This is a genomic window from Bacillus sp. FSL E2-8887, assembly GCF_038007205.1.
GTDB classification, from domain to species: Bacteria; Bacillota; Bacilli; order Bacillales; family Bacillaceae_G; genus Bacillus_A; species Bacillus_A mycoides.
Window position 1 is genome coordinate 4,081,582 of record NZ_JBBOWS010000001.1, and the last position, 21,091, is coordinate 4,102,672.

Here is a 21,091-nt window from a genome sequence, read left to right on the forward strand (position 1 = left end):
AATATTATCGAGCAGCAGTTTTGAAAAGATCGATATTGTCTAATGCTTTACCCGTTCCAATTGCTACGCAATCTAATGGATCCTCTGCAACAAGAACTGGCATATTTGTTTCTTCACTAATAACTTTATCTAAGTTACGTAGTAATGCCCCGCCACCCGTTAATACGATACCACGGTCCATAATATCCGCTGCTAATTCAGGTGGAGTTTTTTCTAACGTATTTTTAACTGATTCTACAATTGCATCTACTGTATCTTTTAATGCATCTGCAATTTCTTCTGGTTGAATTAGTACTGTTTTCGGTAAACCACTTACTAAATCACGACCGCGAATTTCCATAGGCTCAATACCTTCTGGCTCGCCTGCAGAACCGATTTCTAATTTTAATGCTTCTGCTGTTCTTTCACCGATCATTAAGTTGTAGCTTTTCTTAATGTACTGAATGATTGAATCGTCCATATCATCACCAGCAACACGAACTGATTGACTTGTTACAATACCACCTAAAGAAATAATTGCAACTTCTGTTGTACCACCACCGATATCAACAACCATACTACCAGTCGGCTCCCAAACAGGTAAGTTTGCACCAATTGCTGCTGCAAATGGCTCTTCGATTGGATAAGCATCACGAGCACCAGCTTGACGAGTCGCATCGATTACTGCACGTCTTTCTACAGCTGTAATACCAGATGGTACACATACCATTACGTATGGTTTACGTGAGAAGAATCCATTTGATTTTTGAGCTTGTTGAATGTAGTATTTCATCATTATTGCTGTTGTTTCGTAATCTGCAATTACACCATCTTTCATAGGACGAAGTGCCACTACGTTTCCTGGTGTACGACCAATCATTTGTTTTGCATCGCTACCTACCGCAACGATTTGTTTCGTATCAGTTTGTAATGCTACTACTGAAGGTTCACGTAAAACTACACCTTTCCCTTTCACATATACAAGCGTATTCGCTGTTCCTAAGTCTATTCCAAGATCGCGAGTAAATCCACCAAATCCAAACATATCATTTATCTTCCCTTCTTATTTTCACGGACTCATTTTTCTTACTTTATATTTATAAAAACAGTACGTTTTTTTATATCTGCATCCTTTTTGTAGATAATTTTCTACAAAAAACTCATAAATCACATTATAAAACAAAATAAGTAAAAAGAATAGTCTTAAATATGACCTTTTTCCTTTAAACTCACGAATTTATGGTCACCTATTATGATATGATCAAGTACTTCAATTCCGATAATTCGACCACATTCTACTAATCGTTTTGTAACTTCAATATCTTCACGGCTCGGCGCCGGATCTCCTGAGGGATGGTTATGAAGACATATAATAGAGGCTGCTGCCCGACGGAACGCTTCTTTAAAAACTTCCCTTGGGTGCACAATCGACGTATTTAAACTTCCAATAAAAATAGTTTGCCTATGTATAACTTGATTTTTCGTATTCAAATATAAACAAACAAAATGCTCCTGTTGCAAAAAACGCATCTCTTCCATCATATAACTCGCACAATCTTCTGGACTTCGAATACTATATCTATTTTGATATTCTAAACGTACCATTCTTCTACCTAATTCAAAAGCAGCCATAAGCTGCGACGCCTTTGCAATCCCAACACCATGAATGCTCATCATCTCTTCTAACGTTGCATCCTTTAACATTCGTAAGCCGTCAAAATGATGGAGAATATTATCTGATAACGTTAACACCGTTTCTTCTTTAGAACCCGTTCTGAGTAAAACTGCAAGAAGTTCTCGATTCGATAAACTTCCTGCTCCTTCTAACAATAAACGCTCCCGTGGCTGTTCTTCTCTCACAACATCACGAATACCGTTCATCTCTCCACCCCTTTTTTTACGATTTCTCCTAAAGAAAACCCCATGCAATTTTACGCATGGGTTACATCGCTATCAAACTGTTTTAATTCACGGACAAGACGCGCAATTGGCAAGCCAACTACACTGTAGTAGTCCCCTTGAATATGTTGAACAAAAATAGACCCTTTACCTTGAATTCCATAGCTCCCTGCTTTATCAAGTGGTTCCTTCGATGCAACGTATACGTCTATTTCCTCTTCTGTTAATCCCCAAAATGTTACTTCTGTACGTTCATAAAAAGTTACCGTTTTTTCTTTCGATATAATTGCAACACCTGTGTATACTTCGTGTGTTTTCCCCGATAATAATCGTAACATTTCTTTCGCCTCAGCCTCATTAGACGGCTTTCCAAGAATACGCGAATCATATGTAACAATTGTATCTGCACCTAGTACAACTTGATTACTATGGTTTTCTGCCACAGCAGATGCTTTTTGCAAAGCAAGCGACATAACAATATCAGAAGGTGATGAATATGCACCAATCGTCTCTTCTACTTCACTAACAACGATTTCAAATGGAACATCTGCTAATTCAAGCAGTTCCTTCCTCCTAGGTGACCCTGAAGCTAAAATAATTTTCCTCATATTTTCTCCTTCCCTTCTCACATGAAGCAGAATAATTTAAATCAATCGTATCAAAGGAATAGTTTCCCCACAAATTCTAGAAATATCATTTTCTCTAAACAAAATAATAGTTCTTTTTAAATACGATTATATGCTGCCCATACAGAAAGCACTTTGTTCTAAATTCAAAAGAAAAGAAAGAAGTATATGTACTTCTTTCTTCGTCATTTCATTATCCTATTATTTCACTTTTTGTGAAACCATTTTTTCATACGAAAGTATACCATCAATAATAACTTGATTTAATTTAGCTACAGATTCCTTATCGCTCTTCCCTTCCTTAATCGTTTGCACCGCTATTGACGTATACGTATAAAGCTTCTTCGCATCTTCACGCTTCATACTCTTCCCTTCCTTTTCAATAGCTTTCCACTCTTTTTGAATCGCTTCTATATCTTTTGGATTACTTTTCCCACTAGTTTGTACGCTGGACACATATTTTGCTAAATGAGTATATAATGGCTGCACTTTCGCTAAAAACATTCCTACTTCTTTATCATTTTTGAGCAATGCTTTATCTGTAATATCCCAATTTTTTTTCAAAACTGAAACACCATCTTGCTTATACTGATCTATTAATTGATTAACAGCCTGTTCATCGCTCGTAATAGCAACAACTAACGCATACTTATCACCACTCGGTTTCAAAGTAGCCACGCCCCCATTACTTTTCCACTCTTCAATAGCAGCCTGTCCTTTTTCTTCAGAGGAATAAAGCCCTCCTTGAACGAAAAATAGTTTCATTGGTTCTAATGACGTTCCTACCTGTGCTTTTGGTTTTTCCTCTTTCGGTGTTGGTGTTTGTTCTGCCGTTCCACCCACCTTTTGTTCCTCATTACCTGTCTGCTTCGAAGCCGTTACCTTACCTTCTCCTGTCGTCCCTTGTCCAGTTAATAAATGAATCATACCCATCCCAAATGCAGTACCGATAATTATTGCAGTTGCAACGATTGCGATTATTGTATTGCTCCACTTCTTTCGATATTTTTCCATAGATACTGATTTCGCTTTTTGAAACGGAACGACATTTTTCGGTCTCTCACTTTCTGCTATCATCCAGTCAAACTCATCCTTCTTTTTTTCCTCATACTTCGCTTCTGTTCCATTTACTTTCACCGAGATCGTTCGTGATTGCTTGTCCATACACTCACACCTCACCTCTTGTCATTGTCCGCATCATATCATATTCATTCCACAAAAAAACGAGATATTTGTCAGAGGAATTCGTCAAATAACCCTATATTATTATCTTATATGTATGCATTTGACTTCATTTGTAGAACAAAAAACTAGATAGCAAAGACTATCTAGTTTTTCTCGCGAATATATTTTCTAACTTCGGAAATGAAATACAAAGAACCTGTTATGATAAAAACATCATGTTCTCCTATCATGTCAACCTTTGTATCAATTGCCTCTTTCCAATCTTCAAAAACTAATTTTGACTCTTGTTGTGAATACGATGCAAGCTTGTCAGCAGAAATGGCACGATCAAAGGCAAACGTCGTAAATATTATTTCATCAGCAACTTTTTCTAATTGCCCTACCATGTTATGTAACTGTTTGTCACTAAGAGCAGTAAATAAAACTATTACATTCTTCTTTTTATAATGTGCCTCTACTGTTTTTACAAGACTTTCAATACCTTCTGGATTATGAGCACCATCTATTATAATATCTGGATTACTTTGTAACTTTTCAAATCGACCAATCCAGTATGCTTCTTGTAAGCCAACTTTTATTTCCTCTTCATTAATTAAAAATGATAAATATGTTTTTAAATACATTACTGCCATAAGCGCTAGTGCTGCATTGCCTACTTGGTGAATGCCTTTCATTGAAATCCGGACATTTTCAAACGAGGCAAATGGACAATCAAAATCAAAGTGTTCCCCATCTTTATTAGAATGTTTATGTAGTATTGTAAACTGTTTTCCAAGTTCATATAAGCTTGCATGATTTTCCTTAGCAACCTTTTGAATTACTTGCAATGCTTCTTCATTTTTCACACCAGTAATAACTGGAACACCAGACTTAATAATCCCTGCCTTTTCATATGCAATTTCTCCTAGTGTATCGCCTAAAATATGCATATGATCGTGGCCGATATTCGTAATAATCGTGAGAACCGGATGAATAACATTTGTAGAATCAAATCTTCCCCCAAGCCCCGTTTCAAATAAAACGACATCACAGAAATTAACTTTACCGAAATAATAAATTGCCATTACTGTAATAATTTCAAACTCAGTCGCTTCTCCTAAGTCCGTCTCATCTAATTTTTCAACGACTGGCTTTACCATATTTACAAGTTCTGCAATCTCTTCATCTGCAATCGGTATTCCGTTTACACTAATACGTTCATTGAATGTTTCTATGTAAGGCGATGTAAACGATCCTACTTTATATTTCGCACCTTCTAACATGTAGCGCATGTATGTTAAGGTTGAACCTTTTCCATTTGTGCCGGCTAGATGAACACATTTTATATGACGCTCTGGATTTCCGAGTTCTTCTAACATCCATTGCATTCTTTCTAGTCCTGGTTTTATCCCAAATTTCAATCGGCTATGAATCCAGTTTATCGCTTCTTCGTATGTATGTATCACGTTTGCTATTCCCCTTTCAAAAGACAAACTTCTTAATTCTATTATACGCAAAGAAAAGAGACTCACCAATATAGTGAGTCTCTGAAAAACATTTTTATTTCTCAAGATCCGCTAGACGTTGACGAACCGCTTCGCGTTTTTCTAGGTAATCTTGCTCTTTCGCACGCTCTCCGTCAATAACTTCTGCAGGAGCTTTCGCTACGAATCCTTGGTTTGAAAGTTTCTTCTGTACACGTTCTACTTCTTTATCGAACTTCTCAAGTTCTTTTTCAAGACGCGCTTTCTCTTCATCAAGATTGATAAGATCAGCTAACGGTAAGAATAACTCTGCACCTGATACGATTGCAGTCATCGCTTTTTCTGGCGCTTGTAAATCAATCTTAATTGTTAGTTCACTTGGGTTACAGAAACGCTCAATGTAAGAGCTGTTTTTCGTAAGCTGAGCTAGTACTACCTCGTCTTTTGCTTTAATTTGCATTTGAACTTTTTTGCTCATTGGCGTATTTACTTCCGCACGGATGTTACGAACAGAGCGAATGATATCAACTAGAAGGTGCATTTCTGCTGCCGCTTCTTTATCTTGTAAATCTTCGCGAACTGTTGGCCATGCTGCTACTGTAATAGACTCGCCTTCATGCGGTAAATGCTGCCAAATTTTCTCTGTTACAAATGGCATGAATGGATGTAATAGACGCATTGTTTGGTCTAATACGTAAGCTAAAATCGAACGAGTTGTTTTCTTAGCTGCTTCATCTTCACCGTATAGTGGAAGTTTCGCCATCTCAATGTACCAGTCACAGAAATCATCCCAAATGAAGTTGTATAATGAACGACCAGCTTCACCGAACTCATATTTATCCATGTTACGTGTTACACTTTCGATTGTTTCGTTTAAGCGAGTTAAAATCCACTTATCTGCAACTGATTTTTCACCAGTTAAATCGATTTCTTCATACTTCATGTCATCCATGTTCATTAATACGAAGCGTGATGCGTTCCAAATTTTATTAATGAAGTTCCAAGTAGATTCTACTTTTTCCATGCTGAAACGTAAATCTTGACCTGGTGCACTTCCTGTTGATAAGAAGTAACGCATCGCATCTGCACCGTACTTCTCGATAACATCCATCGGATCAATACCATTACCAAGAGATTTACTCATTTTACGTCCTTGTTCATCACGAACTAAACCATGAATTAATACATCTTTAAATGGACGCTCTCCTGTAAACTCTAAACCTTGGAAAATCATACGAGATACCCAGAAGAAGATGATGTCATAACCAGTTACTAAAGCATCTGTTGAATAGAACTTTTTAAAGTCTGCTGCATCTTCATTCGGCCAGCCAAGCGTTGAGAATGGCCATAATGCTGAACTGAACCATGTATCAAGCACGTCATTATCTTGATTCCAGTTTTCAAGATCTGCTGGCGCTTCTGTACCTACGTATACTTCACCAGTTTCTTTATGATACCAAGCTGGAATGCGGTGTCCCCACCATAATTGACGAGAAATACACCAGTCATGAATGTTTTCCATCCAGCGTAAGTATGTGTTTTCAAAACGCTCTGGTACGAACGTTACTTTTTCTTCTTCTTTTTGTTGAAGTTCTACCGCTTTTTCTGCAAGTGGAGCCATTTTTACGAACCATTGTGTTGATAAATAAGGCTCAACAACTGCACCGCTACGCTCACTATGACCTACTGAGTGCATATGAGGCTCGATTTCTACTAATACGCCAGCTTCTTGTAAGTCTTTCACTAACTCTTTACGGCATTCGAAACGATCCATACCGTTATACTTACCAGCTTTTTCGTTCATCGTTCCATCTTCGTTCATTACTAAAATACGTGGTAAGTCATGACGGTTACCTACTTCAAAGTCATTCGGGTCATGAGCTGGTGTAATTTTCACAACGCCTGTTCCGAAGTCTTTTTCTACGTATTCATCAGCAATAATCGGAATCTCTCGGCCTACGATTGGAAGTGTAACTGTTTTTCCGATTAAATGTTTGTAGCGATCATCTTCTGGATGAACTGCTACCGCTGTATCACCAAGCATTGTTTCTGGACGAGTAGTTGCAAGGCGAATGTGACCAGAACCGTCTGTTAACGGATAGTTCATATGGTAGAATGCACCTTGAACTTCTTTATGAATTACTTCAATATCAGAAAGAGCTGTGCGTGTTGCTGGATCCCAGTTGATGATATACTCACCGCGGTAAATTAAGTCTTTTTCATATAATTGTACGAATACTTTATTAACAGCGTTAGATAAACCTTCGTCTAATGTGAAGCGTTCACGAGAATAGTCTAGTCCTAAACCAACTTTCCCCCATTGTTGACGAATGTGAGAAGCGTATTCTTCTTTCCATTCCCAAGCTTTTTCAAGGAATTTCTCACGACCAAGATCGTAACGTGAAATACCTTCTTCACGAAGTTTTCCTTCTACTTTCGCTTGCGTTGCGATACCAGCATGGTCCATTCCTGGAAGCCATAATACATCGTAACCTTGCATACGCTTTGTACGAGTTAGAATATCTTGAAGCGTCGTATCCCAAGCGTGACCTAAGTGTAACTTACCAGTTACGTTCGGAGGTGGAATTACAATTGTATATGGTTGTTTCTTCTCATCTCCTGTTGCTTCGAAATATTTGCCTTCAAGCCACCACTTGTAAAGGCCTTCTTCAACGGACATATGATCATATTTAGTTGGTAAATTATTTTCCGTGTTTGACATTATTTTCCCTCCTTAAAATAAAAAATGCCCCTCATCCAAAAAAGGACGAGGGACATCGCGGTACCACCTTTATTTACAAACAAATTCAGAATTTGCTTATACTCTTAATTTGATAACGGACAAATCCGTCTTTTCCTAATAAGAATCATTCCGTTCAGAAAAGATGCTCCAGGGCTACCTTCTAACATAACTATCTAGAGAACCTCCCAGCCAATGGTTCCCCTCTCTGAAGACGTTTCATGTTATACTCTTCCCCTTCAATGCATTTATGTGATTGTTAATTATTATATACAATAGTGTAAAAAACGAAACCTTATTCGTCAAGATAAATTTGAAACTACGGCTTTTATCTCTTTATGGAACTAATAAAAAAAGATAAGCAGGGTTCTCCCTACTTATCTTCTTTATCCGTTCCCTTGCTGGGCAGCTTGTAATTGCGAAAGGAAATATTCTGTATTACTAATGAGCCAATGCGATTGCTGCAGAATTTTTACCCCGCGAAGCTCATTTTCTTCATTACGACTCTTTCTTCTTTTCGTATACGACTGAATTTGCCGAATAAAATGCGACGGGTACGTCATATACGCAAACATAAGAAGCTGCTCCTCTTTCGTAAATGGAAAATTTTTTTGATACATTTGATACCATTCAAAGCGGTCGCTCCGCGCAATTGGATATGTGTTCAAAGACCTTGAATAAAAGCTGACGATATCCTGTACCGGTGTAGCAAACTGAGACTTTTCTAAACTAATAAAATAACCGTTTCGTTCATAATCAAATAAAAAGTGATTAAGCGATACATTTCCATGAACGAAAGTAGTACGTGTTTTTTCCTTTTCTTTCATTGCATCATGCCATTCACTTAATTGTTTCGTTGCGAACTCACGTGCTCTCATAACGTGGTGATAATACGTACAATATTGTAATTCAAATGGAGACATATACCACTTCGCTTCAGATTCTATGAGAAACTCTTCTAATATCTCGCCATCATTTTCCCAACGGCCGGATATATTTGTATAATGTTTTTCTAAATCTTCTTCTGTATAAGTCTCCTCTTTCACCGTTTTTTGATGCAACGTCCCGAGCGTTTGAAACATCTTATGGTATTGATCATTATCTTCGCCATTTCCTTCCGCACGTTCTAACCAAGGCATTAAATAATAGCTATACGCCCCATCACTTAAAACATAATTCCCGTCCGTCGTGTGATAGATAGGTACATAATTCGAAAAACCTTTCTCCTTCAAATACTGAATATGGTGTAAAAAATTATTCCGCTCTAATTTTCTATCTTGTATTTTCTTTAACGCATACGGACCTTGATTCGTATAAATTTTCATTACACTTCCGTGCTCTTCCATATGCTGAGTGTCCAATCTATATTGCCTCACAATGGGTTCATAGCGATTTCGTAATTCAATATCCATACGAATAACCCTTTCTTATTCAAAACATAGCTTCTAGGAAAAGAAAAGAGGTGAGTGAAAAAACTCACTCACTTATTTCACTGTTGCTTTTGAAACAGGAATATATATAATTTGCCCTGTAGTTAAATATATATCTTCTGATTGATTTACACGATATAAGCTTTGTACAGTCGTTTCATAACGTTCTGCAACCGATTCAATTGTATCTCCTTCTTGTACGAAGTACATTCTTACCTTCGTAAATTCTTCTTCTGGTTCTTTCGTAAATAATTTCGTTAAATAAAGTGCATTTTCATCTCGCTGTGAATATGCTTCTTCCTCTGGCTCTTCCTGCTTTTTCGCTTTTTCTTTCTTGAAATTTTTCCGCCCGAACAATTCAAATTGTGGCGTCTTTTCTTGCTCCTCTTCACGCTCCACAAGTTCATGTTCTTCTAATTCCTCTTCTTCTATTTCTTGCTCTTTTCTTTCTTCTAACTGAAACGGCTCAAATGCATAATCTTCCCATCCATCTGATTCTTTATAGGCTGGTACCTCTTCGTGCGGTGCAGGTCTACTTTCATCTTCTTCAGCTGAATCAGCTTCCAACTCGGCATACACCGTCTCTTCCTCTTCATCCTCGGTTCTTTCTTCGTCACATAAACCTGTAATAGATATATCCGCTAATAGTTGTAAGCAACCATTTTCCTTTAATTCATAATCAAATTCCTCGATTGATACATATAATTCTTCAATTACTTTCACTCGATTTCTTGGAATTGATATTTCGAGCGGAAAGGAATGGACAAGCTCATTAACCCCGTCTGCCCTTGTTTCTACATAATCAATTGCCTTTGCTGGTGATAGCTCTCTTAACGAATAAGCTGAATCATCTTGCCTTGCAACGTACTCTCCCGTTAAATCTAATTGCCCCCTCACGATAACTTCATGATCGAGCTCCTCTATCTCAACGTCTGGATCTAACGAAATTGACAAAAGTTCTTCGACTTCCTGTCCCTTCTGGAACCAAACAGATTCTTTTAATGAAAATCGTAATGAATGATCTGTTGCCACTTCTTTTCCCCCTCCCAAACTATATGTCATTACAGATTTATGTTCCCTAAGGCTACTTTATGAATAAAAAAAATCGCTCCCCTAATGGAAAGCGATTTTCTCTAAGAAATTATGCTTTTAATTTTGACATTGCAATTTCGGCCGCCGCAATTGTCGCCTCAATATCTGCATCACTATGTGCTGTCGATAAGAATAAACCTTCAAATTGAGAAGGTGGTAAAAATACACCTTGTTCTACCATTTCACGATAGTAAGCTGCAAAGAATTCTAAGTTTGAAGATTTTGCTGCATCATAATTAATAACTTGCTCATCTGTAAAGAAAATACCAATCATAGAACCTGCACGATTAATGTGATGCGGGATATTATGCTTTTCAGCTGCCTTACGTAGTCCAGCCTCTAACATTTCTGCTTTACGCTCAAATTCCACATATGATTCTGGCGTTAACTGCACTAACGTTTCATAACCTGCTGTCATTGCAAGTGGATTACCCGATAATGTTCCAGCTTGGTAAATCGGTCCGCTTGGTGCAACTTGACGCATAATCTCTGCCTTCCCACCGTATGCTCCTACCGGCAAGCCACCACCGATTACTTTACCTAAACAAGTTAAGTCAGGAGTTACACCGTAGTAACCTTGTCCACAATTATAAGCAACACGGAATCCTGTCATTACTTCATCAAAAATAAGTAGTGCACCGTTTTGCTCTGTCACTTCACGAAGTCCTTCTAAAAACCCTGGTTGCGGGGGAACAACACCCATATTCCCTGCCACTGGTTCTACAATTATACAAGCGATGTCATCACCGAATTGTTCGAAAGCATATTTTACACTTTCTAAATCGTTATACGCTACGGTAATCGTATTTTTCGCTACACCTTCTGGTACACCAGGGCTATCTGGTAAACCTAGCGTTGCTACACCCGAACCTGCTTTAATCAATAAAGAATCACCATGACCGTGATAACAACCAATGAATTTCAAAATTTTGTTACGTCCAGTGTAACCACGAGCTAAACGTAGTGCACTCATTGTCGCCTCTGTTCCAGAGTTAACCATACGCACAATCTCAATTGATGGTACACGCTCGATAACAAGCTGCGCTAATTTATTTTCAATTTCTGTTGGTGCACCAAAGCTTGTTCCTTTTTCAGCAACAGCTTTTAAAGCCTCAACAACACGATCATTCGCATGACCATGAATTAAAGGTCCCCACGATAATACGTAATCGATGTATTCATTCCCATCGATATCATATACTTTAGAGCCTTTTCCGCGCTCCATAAACAGCGGATTCATACCAACAGACTTAAAAGCACGAACAGGGCTGTTTACGCCTCCAGGCATTAAATTTTGAGCCTCTTCAAACGCCGCAATCGATTTATCAAATTTTTTCATTATTTAGCGCCTCCTTCTTGTAACCATCTTGCTGCATCTTTTGCATGATACGTAATAATCAAGTCTGCTCCTGCGCGTTTCATGCTAATTAATTTCTCAAGTACAACTTCTTTTTCATTAATCCAACCATTTTGTGCTGCTGCTTTAATCATCGAATATTCACCACTTACGTTATAAGCAACGACTGGTAAGTTAAAGTTATTTTTCACATCACGAACGATATCTAGATAAGAAAGAGCTGGCTTTACAATTAAGAAGTCGGCCCCTTCCATTACATCTGATTCTGCTTCACGGAATGCTTCCATACGGTTCGCTGGGTCCATTTGATATGTTTTACGGTCACCAAACTGCGGTGCACCATGTGCTGCATCACGGAACGGTCCGTAAAATGCTGATGAATATTTCACAGCGTACGACATAACTGGTACGTGCGCGAAACCATTTTCATCTAATGCATGGCGAATTGCTGTTACGAATCCGTCCATCATGTTAGATGGTGCAATAATGTCTGCCCCTGCTTTCGCTTGACTTACAGCTGTTTTTGCAAGAGCTGCAAGAGACTCATCATTTAAAATAACGCCATCTTCAATAACACCGCAATGACCATGGCTTGTAAATTGACATAAACATGTATCTGCAACTACTACTAGCTCTGGGAACTCATCTTTAATTTGCTTAATTGCACGCTGTACAATTCCATGCTCACAATATGCCGATGATCCAACTTCGTCCTTTTCAGCAGGTAAACCAAATACAATAACAGAACGAATACCTAAATCAACGACCTCTTGCATTTCAGCTTGCAATAAATCTAAAGACATTTGATATACGCCTGGCATAGAAGGAACTTCATTACGAGTATTTTCTCCTTCTAATACAAAAATAGGGTAAATAAAATCTTCTGTATGTAAAAATGTTTCACGTACAAGCGCACGCATGCCCCCGCTTTGTCTTAAACGACGATGACGATTAAATTGTAAAGAATTCATAGATTTCTATCCCCATTCTTTTATTTTATCCCGCTATTTGCGGGCAGTAAGACCCCCACCTCAAAATTCGGCTGGAGCAAAGAAGTTAGGTGGGAGATCAACTGCCCGTAAACGCCCGATTGGTTCAACTAATAATCAGTGGGGGATGAACAAAACCCCACTGATTAAAGTTTCACTTTATAGATTCACAAATGCATTGTAGTAATGCTTCTACAGTGTACTCTTTTGGCACAATAACATGTGGAAAATAGAGGTTCGCCTCTTTTTCCGTAATAGGCCCTATACAAGCAATTGTACATTTTTTCGTCCATTCTCTCCAGTTTGTACCCTCAAGTAAACGAACAAAACTATCAACAGTTGAAGGGCTCGTAAATGTAATAATGTCTACTTTCCCTACTTCTAACGCTACTATAAGCTCTTGCTTTTTCATTACATTTTCTTTCGTACCGTATACGATTAGCTCCTCTAGAGAAACACCCATTTCCCGGAGTTTAACTGGAATAACATCTCTTGCTAAATTCCCTTTCGGAAATAAAATACATTCGTTTCCACTTAGTTTTTTTACAAACTCTTCTGCAAATACTTCTGCAACAAATGCAGTGGGAACAAAATCTACTTGATAGCCTCGCTTTTCTAACTCTAACTTTGTTTTCACGCCTACTGCAGCAATTTTAATCGGTCCGGGGAGCTTCTTTCTCAAACTATCTAGAAAAAAAGCTACACCATTTTTACTCGTGAAAATAACCCAGTCATACGAATGTAGCTGCCCTGCTATATGTTGAATTTGCCTATGAGACGTACCTTCCATACGCAAAAGCGGAATTTCCAATGGAATTCCGCTCCTTTCTTTCACTGCTACACTCATTTGTTTCGCTTGGTGCTGGGCACGTGTAATCAATACTGTTTTGCCAGCGAGAGCGTTCATATTTATTGTTGCTCCTTATTTGCAGCAAGGATGAGCTCTTTTGCTCCTTGTTTAATTAAACGGTCCGCAGCCTCTAATCCAACTTGCTTCGGATCATTACCTACTACTATCTCTTTCAATAAAACAGAACCGTCCATAGAACCGACAAGCGCTGTTAATTCGATTGCATCATTTTCTTTAAGAGTTGCATATCCAGCGATTGGAACTTGGCATCCACCTTCAAGTTTATGAAGAAATACTCGTTCAGCAGCCACTGTTCTTTCTGTTACTGCATCATTAATATGTGCTAACAACTGAAGTAAATCCGTATCATCCTCACGACATTCAATCGCTAATGCACCTTGTCCTACGGCTGGTACACATAACGTTTCATCTAAATGTTCTGTAATAACTTCTCCGTCCCAGCCCATTCTCTGTAATCCAGCTGTCGCTAAAATAATTGCATCGTAATCTTCATCTTTTAACTTACGTAAGCGTGTATCGATATTCCCGCGAATCCATTTCACTTGTAAATCTGGTCTCGCAGCTAGTAGTTGTGCACTACGTCTCAAACTACTCGTTCCTAAGATCGCGCCTTCTGCTAAGTCTTTAAACGATTCTCCGTTTTTAGAAATAAAAGCATCACGAGGGTCAACGCGCTTTGGCGTACAACCAATCGTTAATCCATCTGGAAGTACAGCTGGCATATCTTTCATACTATGTACAGCCATATCAATTTCTTTCGTAAGTAACGCATGTTCAATTTCCTTTACAAATAAACCTTTTCCGCCTACTTTTGAAAGAGTAACATCTAAAATAACATCACCTTTTGTGACGATTTCTTTCACTTCAAATTCATATGGTAAACCAAGCGCTTTTAATTGATCAATAAACCAATTAGTTTGTGTTAATGCTAGTTTACTCTTTCGTGAACCTACAATAATTTTGCGCATAATTCTCTCTCCTCATTATAAATACCAAAAGTGGAAATTAGATAAACTGCTTAATAGAAAAATGTTAACTAGCATTACGAGAAATGCCCCGATATTCCACTGCACAATTTTCTTACCTTGCAACACATCTGCTGCTCGTAAATATAAGCCCACGCAATATACAAATAGAACGACAAAAGACCCAATTACTTTCGTATCATACCAATGGAAATTATCCAATTTTGTATATCCCCATATGCATCCTAATATAATTGCTAATAAGAAAAACGGAACAGAAAATAAATTTAATCCGTAAGACATAGATTCAAGCTTCGGCAAATTTCCTAATCTTCTTAATCTCGCATTCCACTTTTTCTTTTTTAATAGTCGGTATTGCAATAAATACATAATAGAAAAAATAAACGATACAGTAAACGTTGCATAAGAAATAATCGCCATACCGACATGCACGTATACAAGTTCTGAAACTAATTGCTCTGCAAGTACTGGCGACATCTTTCCGAGCGGTGTAAAAATAGAAAAAGCGCTTACGCCAAATGCTACAACATTTGTAAAAAAGACTAAAAAGTCAATACGCATAAATCGATTAATGACTAATGACATCGTAATCAATAACCAAACATAAAAATAAATCCCTGATAATAAAGTTAAAATAGGATTCGTTTCTGAATCTGTAGCCCTAAGCAACATAAAGATAGACTGCAGAACCCATACAATCGAAAGTAACCAAAAAGCAAAGCGGTTCGCCTTTCGGTTACTTTGGAAATAATCTATAAAATATAAACTAATGCTACAAGCATATAAAATAATTGCAATATGATAAATAATACTGTTATTTAAAAAACTCATCCGATCATCCTTCCAAGTTATAAAGATGGAACGGATGGTGTCCACGCTCTTTTATGTTCTACTTCTTCCGTATTTCCCGCTTCTTCCACTTCTAAATCAAAAATCTTCGCAAATAAAGCTAATTTTTCGCCAGCTCCCTCTTCAACAGCTAATTCTTTAGCTACTAAAATTGGGTCTTTTAACAATTGGTTAATAATACTTTTCGTATGTTTACTAATTACTTTTTTCTCACGATCACTAAGGTTTGGTATTTTTCGCTCAAGACTTTCCATCGTATCACTTTGAATTGCTAGCGCTTTATCACGAAGAGCTGATATTAACGGTACAACACCTAGCGTACTTAACCACGTTTTAAATAAAACCATTTCTTCTTCAATCATAAATTGAATTTTCTCTGCTTCTTTTAAACGTTCAGCACGGTTTGCTTCAACTACACCTTGCAGATCGTCGATATCATATAAGAAAGAGCCTTCTAATTCATCAATCGCCGGATCAATATCACGTGGTACTGCAATATCAACCATAAATAACGGACGACCAGAGCGCATTCTCTCTACTTTTGTCATCATTTCTTTCGTAATGACATATTCTGATGCACCCGTTGAACTAATTAAAATATCCGCTTCTAATAATGCACATTGCAATTCACTTAAAGGCTTTGCATGTCCCATATATTTCTCAGCCATCACTTCCGCTTTCGTAAGCGTCCTATTCATAACCGTTACTTTACGAGCTCCACTTCCGTATAAGTTTTGCAGTGCAAGTTCACCCATCTTACCCGCACCAAGAATAAGTACATGACAATCTGTTAAATCGCCAAATATTTTCTTTCCGAGCTCAACAGCAGCATAACTAACAGACATCGCACTTTCACCAATCGTTGTTTCTGAGTGCGCACGTTTTGCTAACGTAACCACTTGCTTAAACAACTCATTAAAAATTGTACCTGTCGCTTTTACTTGTTGTGCTTCTAAAAAGCTATCTTTTATTTGACCTAAAATTTGCGTCTCTCCAACAACCATAGAATCCAAACCGCACGTTACGCGGAATAAATGATCTATTGCGCCATCTTGTTCAAAAATAGACAAGTATGGTGCGACTTCTTCTATTTCAAGCTGAAACCAATCAGCTAAAAACTTCTTAATGTAATACCGTCCCGTGTGTAATTGATCGACAACAGCGTAAATCTCAGTGCGATTACAAGTTGATACAATGACATTTTCTAGCACGCTCTTTTGGTTTTGTAATATAGTCATTGCTTGCTCTAGCTCTGCTGCCTGAAATGTGAGTTTCTCACGAAATTCTACAGGGGCTGTTCGATAATTTACACTAACAACAAGAATATGCACGCAGCATGTCCCCCTTCACCCGTTTTATCACTTTATCTACTATCATAATACAACTTTCCTCTTATGAATCTGACAATCGTGTGAACAACTGATTATTTTTTATTTATTCTCCATATGTAATAAAGGAGCTTCAGTAAGATTAATAAAGAACTTTCTACTTTATAATAATTATAAAATAATAACTCTATTTGTACGTTACCAAAAAAAGTCCTCATAATCAAGTGATGGAAACTATTCCATATTAATTATAACATCATCTTTTCTATCTTCTTTCATCATGAAGGAAAATATGTATGATTGTTCCAAAATATAGTACTCACTTTCTCGATGCAATGCATTTGACATTGTATTTCTTTTTCGTTATATTGGTTTTACAAAATTAAATTGTGCACGATTTAAAAATTACAAGGAGTTGCCTATGAAAGAAAATCCTTTGCATCTAGATAACCAACTTTGTTTTTCTATTTACGCTTGTTCTAGAGAGGTTACCCGTTTTTACCGCCCCTATTTAGAAGAAATGGGCATTACGTATCCCCAGTACATTACTTTACTCGTACTCTGGGAACAAGACGGACTAACAGTAAAAGAAATTGGAGAACGTCTATTTTTAGATTCTGGTACTTTAACACCTATGTTAAAACGTATGGAATCATTAAAACTTGTACAACGTGTTCGTTCAAAAGAAGACGAGCGAAAAGTTTGTATTGAATTAACAGAACAAGGTAAAGATTTAAAAGAAATAGCTTGTTCATTACCAACAACGATGGCTACAAATTTAGGAATTACAGAGCAAGAATATCATTCTTTATTAATCCAATTAAACACATTAATTGAAACAATGAAAAAAATTAATGACAGAAAAGGGGAATAAACATGGATAAATTATATACTGCTTCAGTAACAGCAACAGGTGGAAGAAACGGTAAGGTAGTTTCAGATGATGGCATATTAAATCTTGATGTAAAAATGCCAAAAGCACTAGGTGGCGCAGGCGGAGAAGCAACAAATCCAGAACAATTATTTGCAGCTGGTTATGCAGCTTGCTTTGATAGTGCATTACAACTTGTAATTCGTACAAAACGTATGAAGGTGGAAAGTACAGAAGTGACTGCACACGTTTCTATCGGTAAAGATACAGATGGTGGTTTCGGACTATCTGCTGTACTTGACGTACATGTTGCTGGTGTTTCTCATGCCGAAGCACAAGAACTTGTAGAAGCCGCTCACGGTGTATGTCCTTACTCTAAAGCAACAAGAGGAAATATTGAAGTTACATTAAACGTACGCTAAAAGTTTAGTAAATAAAAAAAAACGCGCGACATTCGTCACGCGTTTTTTGTTTTTGTCATTTTATGAATTGCTTTCCATGCTTCTTCTTTTCCAAGTCCTGTTTCAGAAGAGAATAGAACGATTTCATCGCCAATTTCAACAGCAAGCGTTTCTTTTACAACTTTTAAATGCTTTTGCCATTTCCCTTTCGGAATTTTATCGGCTTTCGTTGCAATAATAATTGTTGGGATTTCATAATGCTTTAAGAAATCATACATCATAATGTCATCTTTTGTTGGTTGGTGACGTAAATCAACTACTAATACAGCTGCGTCTAATTGCGTACGTGTTGTAAAGTAAGTCTCAATCATTCTGCCCCATGCCGCGCGCTCTGTTTTAGATACTTTCGCATATCCATAACCTGGAACGTCAACAAAATGCATCATTTCATTGATTAAGAAAAAGTTCAGCGTTTGCGTTTTTCCTGGTTTAGAAGAAATACGTACTAACTTTTTACGATTTAAAATTTTATTAATAAAGGAAGACTTCCCGACATTAGAACGACCCGCTAAGGCAATTTCTGGTAAATCACTGTCTGGATATTGTTCCGGTTTAACGGCACTAATTACAATATCTGCTTTTGTTACTTTCATTGTTTCACTCCTACTAATGCGTGCTCCAATACTTCGTCTAAATGAGATGCAAGCACAAACGTAAGGTTTTCTTTTACGCTCTCTGGAATATCATCTAAATCTTTCTCATTTTCCGCCGGTAAAATAATTTTTGTTAATCCCGCGCGGTGAGCACTTAATGTTTTTTCTTTCAAACCACCAATCGGTAATACACGACCACGAAGTGTAATTTCACCTGTCATACCAACTTCTTTACTTACAGGAATACCTGTTAGTGCAGAAATAAGTGCCGTTGCCATCGTAATACCTGCTGACGGTCCATCTTTTGGAACTGCTCCTTCTGGAACATGAATATGAATATCGTTTTTCTCATGGAAATCCGGATCAATATGAAGTTCTTCTGCACGAGAACGAATATAGCTAAACGCGGCTTGTGCGGATTCTTTCATAACATCCCCAAGTTTCCCTGTTAAAATTAATTTCCCTTTTCCTGGCGCTACAGACACTTCAATTGCAAGTGTATCGCCGCCCGCTGCTGTGTAAGCTAAACCTGTTGCCATACCAACTTGGTCTGTTTTTTCAGCTTGACCATAACGGAATATATGCTTACCAAGTAAATCAACAATATTTTTCTCTGTTACAACAATGCGCTTGCGTTCTGCTGTAACGATAATTTTTGCTGCTTTACGGCAAACTTTTGCAATTTGACGCTCTAACGTACGAACACCAGCCTCGCGTGTATAATAACGAATAATTGCAAGAAGCGCTTCATCACGTACTTGCAAATTACCTTTTCGCAAACCGTGCTCTTTTAATTGTTTCGGCAATAAATGCTCACGAGCAATGTGCACCTTTTCAAGTTCTGTATAACCAGCAATTGAAATGATTTCCATACGGTCAAGCAATGGGCCCGGAACACTTGCAAGTGTATTAGCAGTTGCAACGAACATAACTTTCGATAAATCATATGGCTCTTCAATGTAATGATCACTGAAGTTATGGTTTTGTTCTGGATCTAACACTTCAAGTAACGCTGCTGATGGGTCTCCCCTGAAATCGTTAGACATTTTATCAATCTCATCTAATAAGAAGACTGGATTAACTGTTTTCGCCTTTTTCATACCTTGAATAATACGTCCTGGCATCGCTCCTACATACGTACGACGGTGACCACGAATTTCAGATTCATCACGCACACCACCAAGAGAAACACGTACAAAATTACGGTTTAACGATGTTGCAATAGAACGTGCTAACGAAGTTTTCCCAACCCCAGGAGGTCCTACTAGACAAAGAATTGGCCCTTTTAATGAATTCGTTAACTTCTGTACAGCTAAATATTCAAGTACTCGCTCTTTCACTTTTTCAAGACCGTAATGATCTTTATTTAAAATTTCTTCCGAATGAGTGAGGTCAATCATATCCTCTGTTGCTGTTGTCCAAGGGAGAGCTAATAACCAATCAATATAATTATGAATGACACCACTCTCAGCAGAACTTACAGGTAATTTTTCATAACGATCTAATTCTTTCAGTGCAGCCCTCATTGTTTCTTCAGGCATTCCCGACTGTTCAATTTTCTCACGAAGTTCTTCAACTTCCCCGCCCTTGCCTTCTTTATCACCAAGTTCAGTTTGAATCGCCTTCATTTGCTCACGTAAGAAATATTCTTTTTGCGTGCGCTCCATTGAACGTTTCACTTTTTGTCCAATTTTCTTTTCTAGGCTAAGTAACTCTTGTTCATCTTGAATAATTGAAATAAGTGTATGTAGTCGCTCTTTCACAGATACAATCTCTAAAATCTCTTGTTTCTGCTTCGTTTTAATCGGTAAGTGAGAAGCAATTAAATCAGCTAGTCTTCCCGGTTCTTCTACATCAGCTACCGTTGCAAATGTTTCATTTGAAACTTTTTTCGAAACTTTAATATATTGTTCGAAATGCTCCAGTAACGTACGCATAAGAGCCTTCTCTTCCAAATCATCTTCTACTTCTTCAGTTACCGTTTTAATAGAAACTTGCACTATATTTTCTTCTTCGATAAACTCTACTACTTCTGCTCTATGTAAACCTTCTACAAGGACACGAAGCGTACCGTTCGGCAATTTTAACATTTGCTTCACTTTCGCCACTGTACCTACACTATATATGTCATCTTCTTTCGGATCGTCGATATTCATTTCTTTTTGCATTGCTAAAAAGATGATATTTTCATCCATTGCCGCCTGCTCTAGTGCTTGTATCGATTTATCACGTCCTACATCAAGATGCAGAACCATCGTTGGATATACGAGAATGCCTCTTAATGGTAGGAGGGGCACAATTCTTTCATTCGTATTCATACTAGACATAGCACCTCCATAATAAATTAAACTCCTGTTCAACTATTTTATATT

Annotated in this window: 18 protein-coding genes and 1 other annotated feature; of the genes, 2 read left to right on the forward strand and 16 right to left on the reverse strand. The window is 37.6% G+C overall.

Annotated elements, in window-relative coordinates:
• Positions 1 to 4 precede the first annotated feature (4 nt).
• From mreB to hemA, 14 genes are all read right to left on the reverse strand, one after another.
• The gene (mreB, locus tag NSQ08_RS20945) at positions 5 to 1,024 is read right to left on the reverse strand and encodes a cell shape-determining protein MreB (RefSeq protein ID WP_002015369.1); all 1,020 of its coding nucleotides are present in this window, start codon (positions 1,022 to 1,024) and stop codon (positions 5 to 7) included.
• Positions 1,025 to 1,182: 158 nt separating this feature from the next.
• Entirely contained in the window at positions 1,183 to 1,860 is a 678-nt protein-coding gene (gene radC / locus NSQ08_RS20950) for a DNA repair protein RadC (protein WP_002015368.1), read from the reverse strand.
• Positions 1,861 to 1,910: 50 nt separating this feature from the next.
• Positions 1,911 to 2,486 (reverse strand): Maf family protein, encoded by a 576-nt coding sequence (locus NSQ08_RS20955; protein WP_012261761.1) that lies wholly within the window; start codon positions 2,484 to 2,486, stop codon positions 1,911 to 1,913.
• Positions 2,487 to 2,705: 219 nt separating this feature from the next.
• Positions 2,706 to 3,668: a stage II sporulation protein B gene (locus NSQ08_RS20960; RefSeq protein ID WP_085312439.1), complete on the reverse strand. Its 963-nt coding sequence runs from the start codon at positions 3,666 to 3,668 to the stop codon at positions 2,706 to 2,708.
• Positions 3,669 to 3,832: 164 nt separating this feature from the next.
• Positions 3,833 to 5,134: a bifunctional folylpolyglutamate synthase/dihydrofolate synthase gene (locus tag NSQ08_RS20965; protein ID WP_340778596.1), complete on the reverse strand. Its 1,302-nt coding sequence runs from the start codon at positions 5,132 to 5,134 to the stop codon at positions 3,833 to 3,835.
• Between the two features lie 94 nt (positions 5,135 to 5,228).
• Complete coding sequence (locus tag NSQ08_RS20970) at positions 5,229 to 7,874, reverse strand: valine--tRNA ligase (RefSeq protein ID WP_002129263.1); 2,646 nt, start codon at positions 7,872 to 7,874, stop codon at positions 5,229 to 5,231.
• Positions 7,875 to 7,912: 38 nt separating this feature from the next.
• Positions 7,913 to 8,144: a binding site (T-box leader), on the reverse strand.
• A gap of 134 nt (positions 8,145 to 8,278) precedes the next feature.
• Positions 8,279 to 9,304, reverse strand: a complete 1,026-nt coding sequence (gene ysxE, locus NSQ08_RS20975; protein WP_002190786.1) for a spore coat protein YsxE — start codon at positions 9,302 to 9,304, stop codon at positions 8,279 to 8,281.
• Between the two features lie 72 nt (positions 9,305 to 9,376).
• Entirely contained in the window at positions 9,377 to 10,384 is a 1,008-nt protein-coding gene (spoVID, locus tag NSQ08_RS20980) for a stage VI sporulation protein D (RefSeq protein WP_170969887.1), read from the reverse strand.
• Between the two features lie 79 nt (positions 10,385 to 10,463).
• Positions 10,464 to 11,753 carry a glutamate-1-semialdehyde 2,1-aminomutase gene (gene hemL, locus NSQ08_RS20985; RefSeq protein WP_002034163.1) on the reverse strand — a complete coding sequence of 430 codons (1,290 nt, stop codon included), beginning with the start codon at positions 11,751 to 11,753 and terminating at the stop codon, positions 10,464 to 10,466.
• On the reverse strand, positions 11,753 to 12,742 hold the full coding sequence (gene hemB / locus NSQ08_RS20990) for a porphobilinogen synthase (protein ID WP_002015358.1): 990 nt from the start codon (positions 12,740 to 12,742) through the stop codon (positions 11,753 to 11,755). The genes hemL and hemB overlap by 1 nt, the downstream gene beginning before the upstream one ends.
• 172 nt (positions 12,743 to 12,914) lie before the next feature.
• Positions 12,915 to 13,667 (reverse strand): uroporphyrinogen-III synthase, encoded by a 753-nt coding sequence (gene hemD, locus NSQ08_RS20995; protein ID WP_002088828.1) that lies wholly within the window; start codon positions 13,665 to 13,667, stop codon positions 12,915 to 12,917.
• Positions 13,668 to 13,669: 2 nt separating this feature from the next.
• On the reverse strand, positions 13,670 to 14,599 hold the full coding sequence (gene hemC, locus NSQ08_RS21000) for a hydroxymethylbilane synthase (RefSeq protein WP_002034194.1): 930 nt from the start codon (positions 14,597 to 14,599) through the stop codon (positions 13,670 to 13,672).
• A gap of 15 nt (positions 14,600 to 14,614) precedes the next feature.
• Positions 14,615 to 15,448 (reverse strand): cytochrome c biogenesis protein, encoded by an 834-nt coding sequence (locus tag NSQ08_RS21005; protein WP_002015354.1) that lies wholly within the window; start codon positions 15,446 to 15,448, stop codon positions 14,615 to 14,617.
• A 17-nt stretch (positions 15,449 to 15,465) separates the two neighbouring features.
• Positions 15,466 to 16,797, reverse strand: a complete 1,332-nt coding sequence (hemA, locus tag NSQ08_RS21010; RefSeq protein WP_002015353.1) for a glutamyl-tRNA reductase — start codon at positions 16,795 to 16,797, stop codon at positions 15,466 to 15,468.
• 418 nt (positions 16,798 to 17,215) lie between these two features.
• Here hemA and NSQ08_RS21015 point away from each other — a divergent pair, with 418 nt between their 5' ends.
• Both NSQ08_RS21015 and NSQ08_RS21020 read left to right on the forward strand, forming a co-directional pair.
• Positions 17,216 to 17,668 carry a MarR family winged helix-turn-helix transcriptional regulator gene (locus NSQ08_RS21015; RefSeq protein WP_002015350.1) on the forward strand — a complete coding sequence of 151 codons (453 nt, stop codon included), beginning with the start codon at positions 17,216 to 17,218 and terminating at the stop codon, positions 17,666 to 17,668.
• Between the two features lie 2 nt (positions 17,669 to 17,670).
• Complete coding sequence (locus tag NSQ08_RS21020) at positions 17,671 to 18,087, forward strand: organic hydroperoxide resistance protein (RefSeq protein WP_002015349.1); 417 nt, start codon at positions 17,671 to 17,673, stop codon at positions 18,085 to 18,087.
• Between the two features lie 35 nt (positions 18,088 to 18,122).
• On the opposite strand, the gene yihA is transcribed toward NSQ08_RS21020, so the two are convergent.
• Positions 18,123 to 18,719 carry a ribosome biogenesis GTP-binding protein YihA/YsxC gene (gene yihA / locus NSQ08_RS21025; RefSeq protein ID WP_002088829.1) on the reverse strand — a complete coding sequence of 199 codons (597 nt, stop codon included), beginning with the start codon at positions 18,717 to 18,719 and terminating at the stop codon, positions 18,123 to 18,125.
• A complete protein-coding gene (gene lon / locus NSQ08_RS21030) occupies positions 18,716 to 21,046 on the reverse strand; it encodes an endopeptidase La (protein ID WP_340778608.1) in 2,331 nt (776 codons plus the stop codon). Before lon ends, yihA begins: the two co-directional genes overlap by 4 nt.
• Positions 21,047 to 21,091: the final 45 nt, after the last annotated feature.

What these genes read in the sequence shown, in the direction of transcription:
- mreB (WP_002015369.1), bottom strand. Translation starts at nt 1,024, where the DNA reads ATGTTTGGATTTGGTGGATTTACTCGCGATCTTGGAATAGACTTAGGA.
- radC (WP_002015368.1), bottom strand. Translation starts at nt 1,860, where the DNA reads ATGAACGGTATTCGTGATGTTGTGAGAGAAGAACAGCCACGGGAGCGT.
- NSQ08_RS20955 (WP_012261761.1), bottom strand. Translation starts at nt 2,486, where the DNA reads ATGAGGAAAATTATTTTAGCTTCAGGGTCACCTAGGAGGAAGGAACTG.
- NSQ08_RS20960 (WP_085312439.1), bottom strand. Translation starts at nt 3,668, where the DNA reads ATGGACAAGCAATCACGAACGATCTCGGTGAAAGTAAATGGAACAGAA.
- NSQ08_RS20970 (WP_002129263.1), bottom strand. Translation starts at nt 7,874, where the DNA reads ATGTCAAACACGGAAAATAATTTACCAACTAAATATGATCATATGTCC.
- ysxE (WP_002190786.1), bottom strand. Translation starts at nt 9,304, where the DNA reads ATGGATATTGAATTACGAAATCGCTATGAACCCATTGTGAGGCAATAT.
- spoVID (WP_170969887.1), bottom strand. Translation starts at nt 10,384, where the DNA reads ATGACATATAGTTTGGGAGGGGGAAAAGAAGTGGCAACAGATCATTCA.
- hemL (WP_002034163.1), bottom strand. Translation starts at nt 11,753, where the DNA reads ATGAAAAAATTTGATAAATCGATTGCGGCGTTTGAAGAGGCTCAAAAT.
- hemB (WP_002015358.1), bottom strand. Translation starts at nt 12,742, where the DNA reads ATGAATTCTTTACAATTTAATCGTCATCGTCGTTTAAGACAAAGCGGG.
- hemD (WP_002088828.1), bottom strand. Translation starts at nt 13,667, where the DNA reads ATGAACGCTCTCGCTGGCAAAACAGTATTGATTACACGTGCCCAGCAC.
- hemC (WP_002034194.1), bottom strand. Translation starts at nt 14,599, where the DNA reads ATGCGCAAAATTATTGTAGGTTCACGAAAGAGTAAACTAGCATTAACA.
- NSQ08_RS21005 (WP_002015354.1), bottom strand. Translation starts at nt 15,448, where the DNA reads ATGAGTTTTTTAAATAACAGTATTATTTATCATATTGCAATTATTTTA.
- NSQ08_RS21015 (WP_002015350.1), top strand. Translation starts at nt 17,216, where the DNA reads ATGAAAGAAAATCCTTTGCATCTAGATAACCAACTTTGTTTTTCTATT.
- NSQ08_RS21020 (WP_002015349.1), top strand. Translation starts at nt 17,671, where the DNA reads ATGGATAAATTATATACTGCTTCAGTAACAGCAACAGGTGGAAGAAAC.
- yihA (WP_002088829.1), bottom strand. Translation starts at nt 18,719, where the DNA reads ATGAAAGTAACAAAAGCAGATATTGTAATTAGTGCCGTTAAACCGGAA.
- lon (WP_340778608.1), bottom strand. Translation starts at nt 21,046, where the DNA reads ATGTCTAGTATGAATACGAATGAAAGAATTGTGCCCCTCCTACCATTA.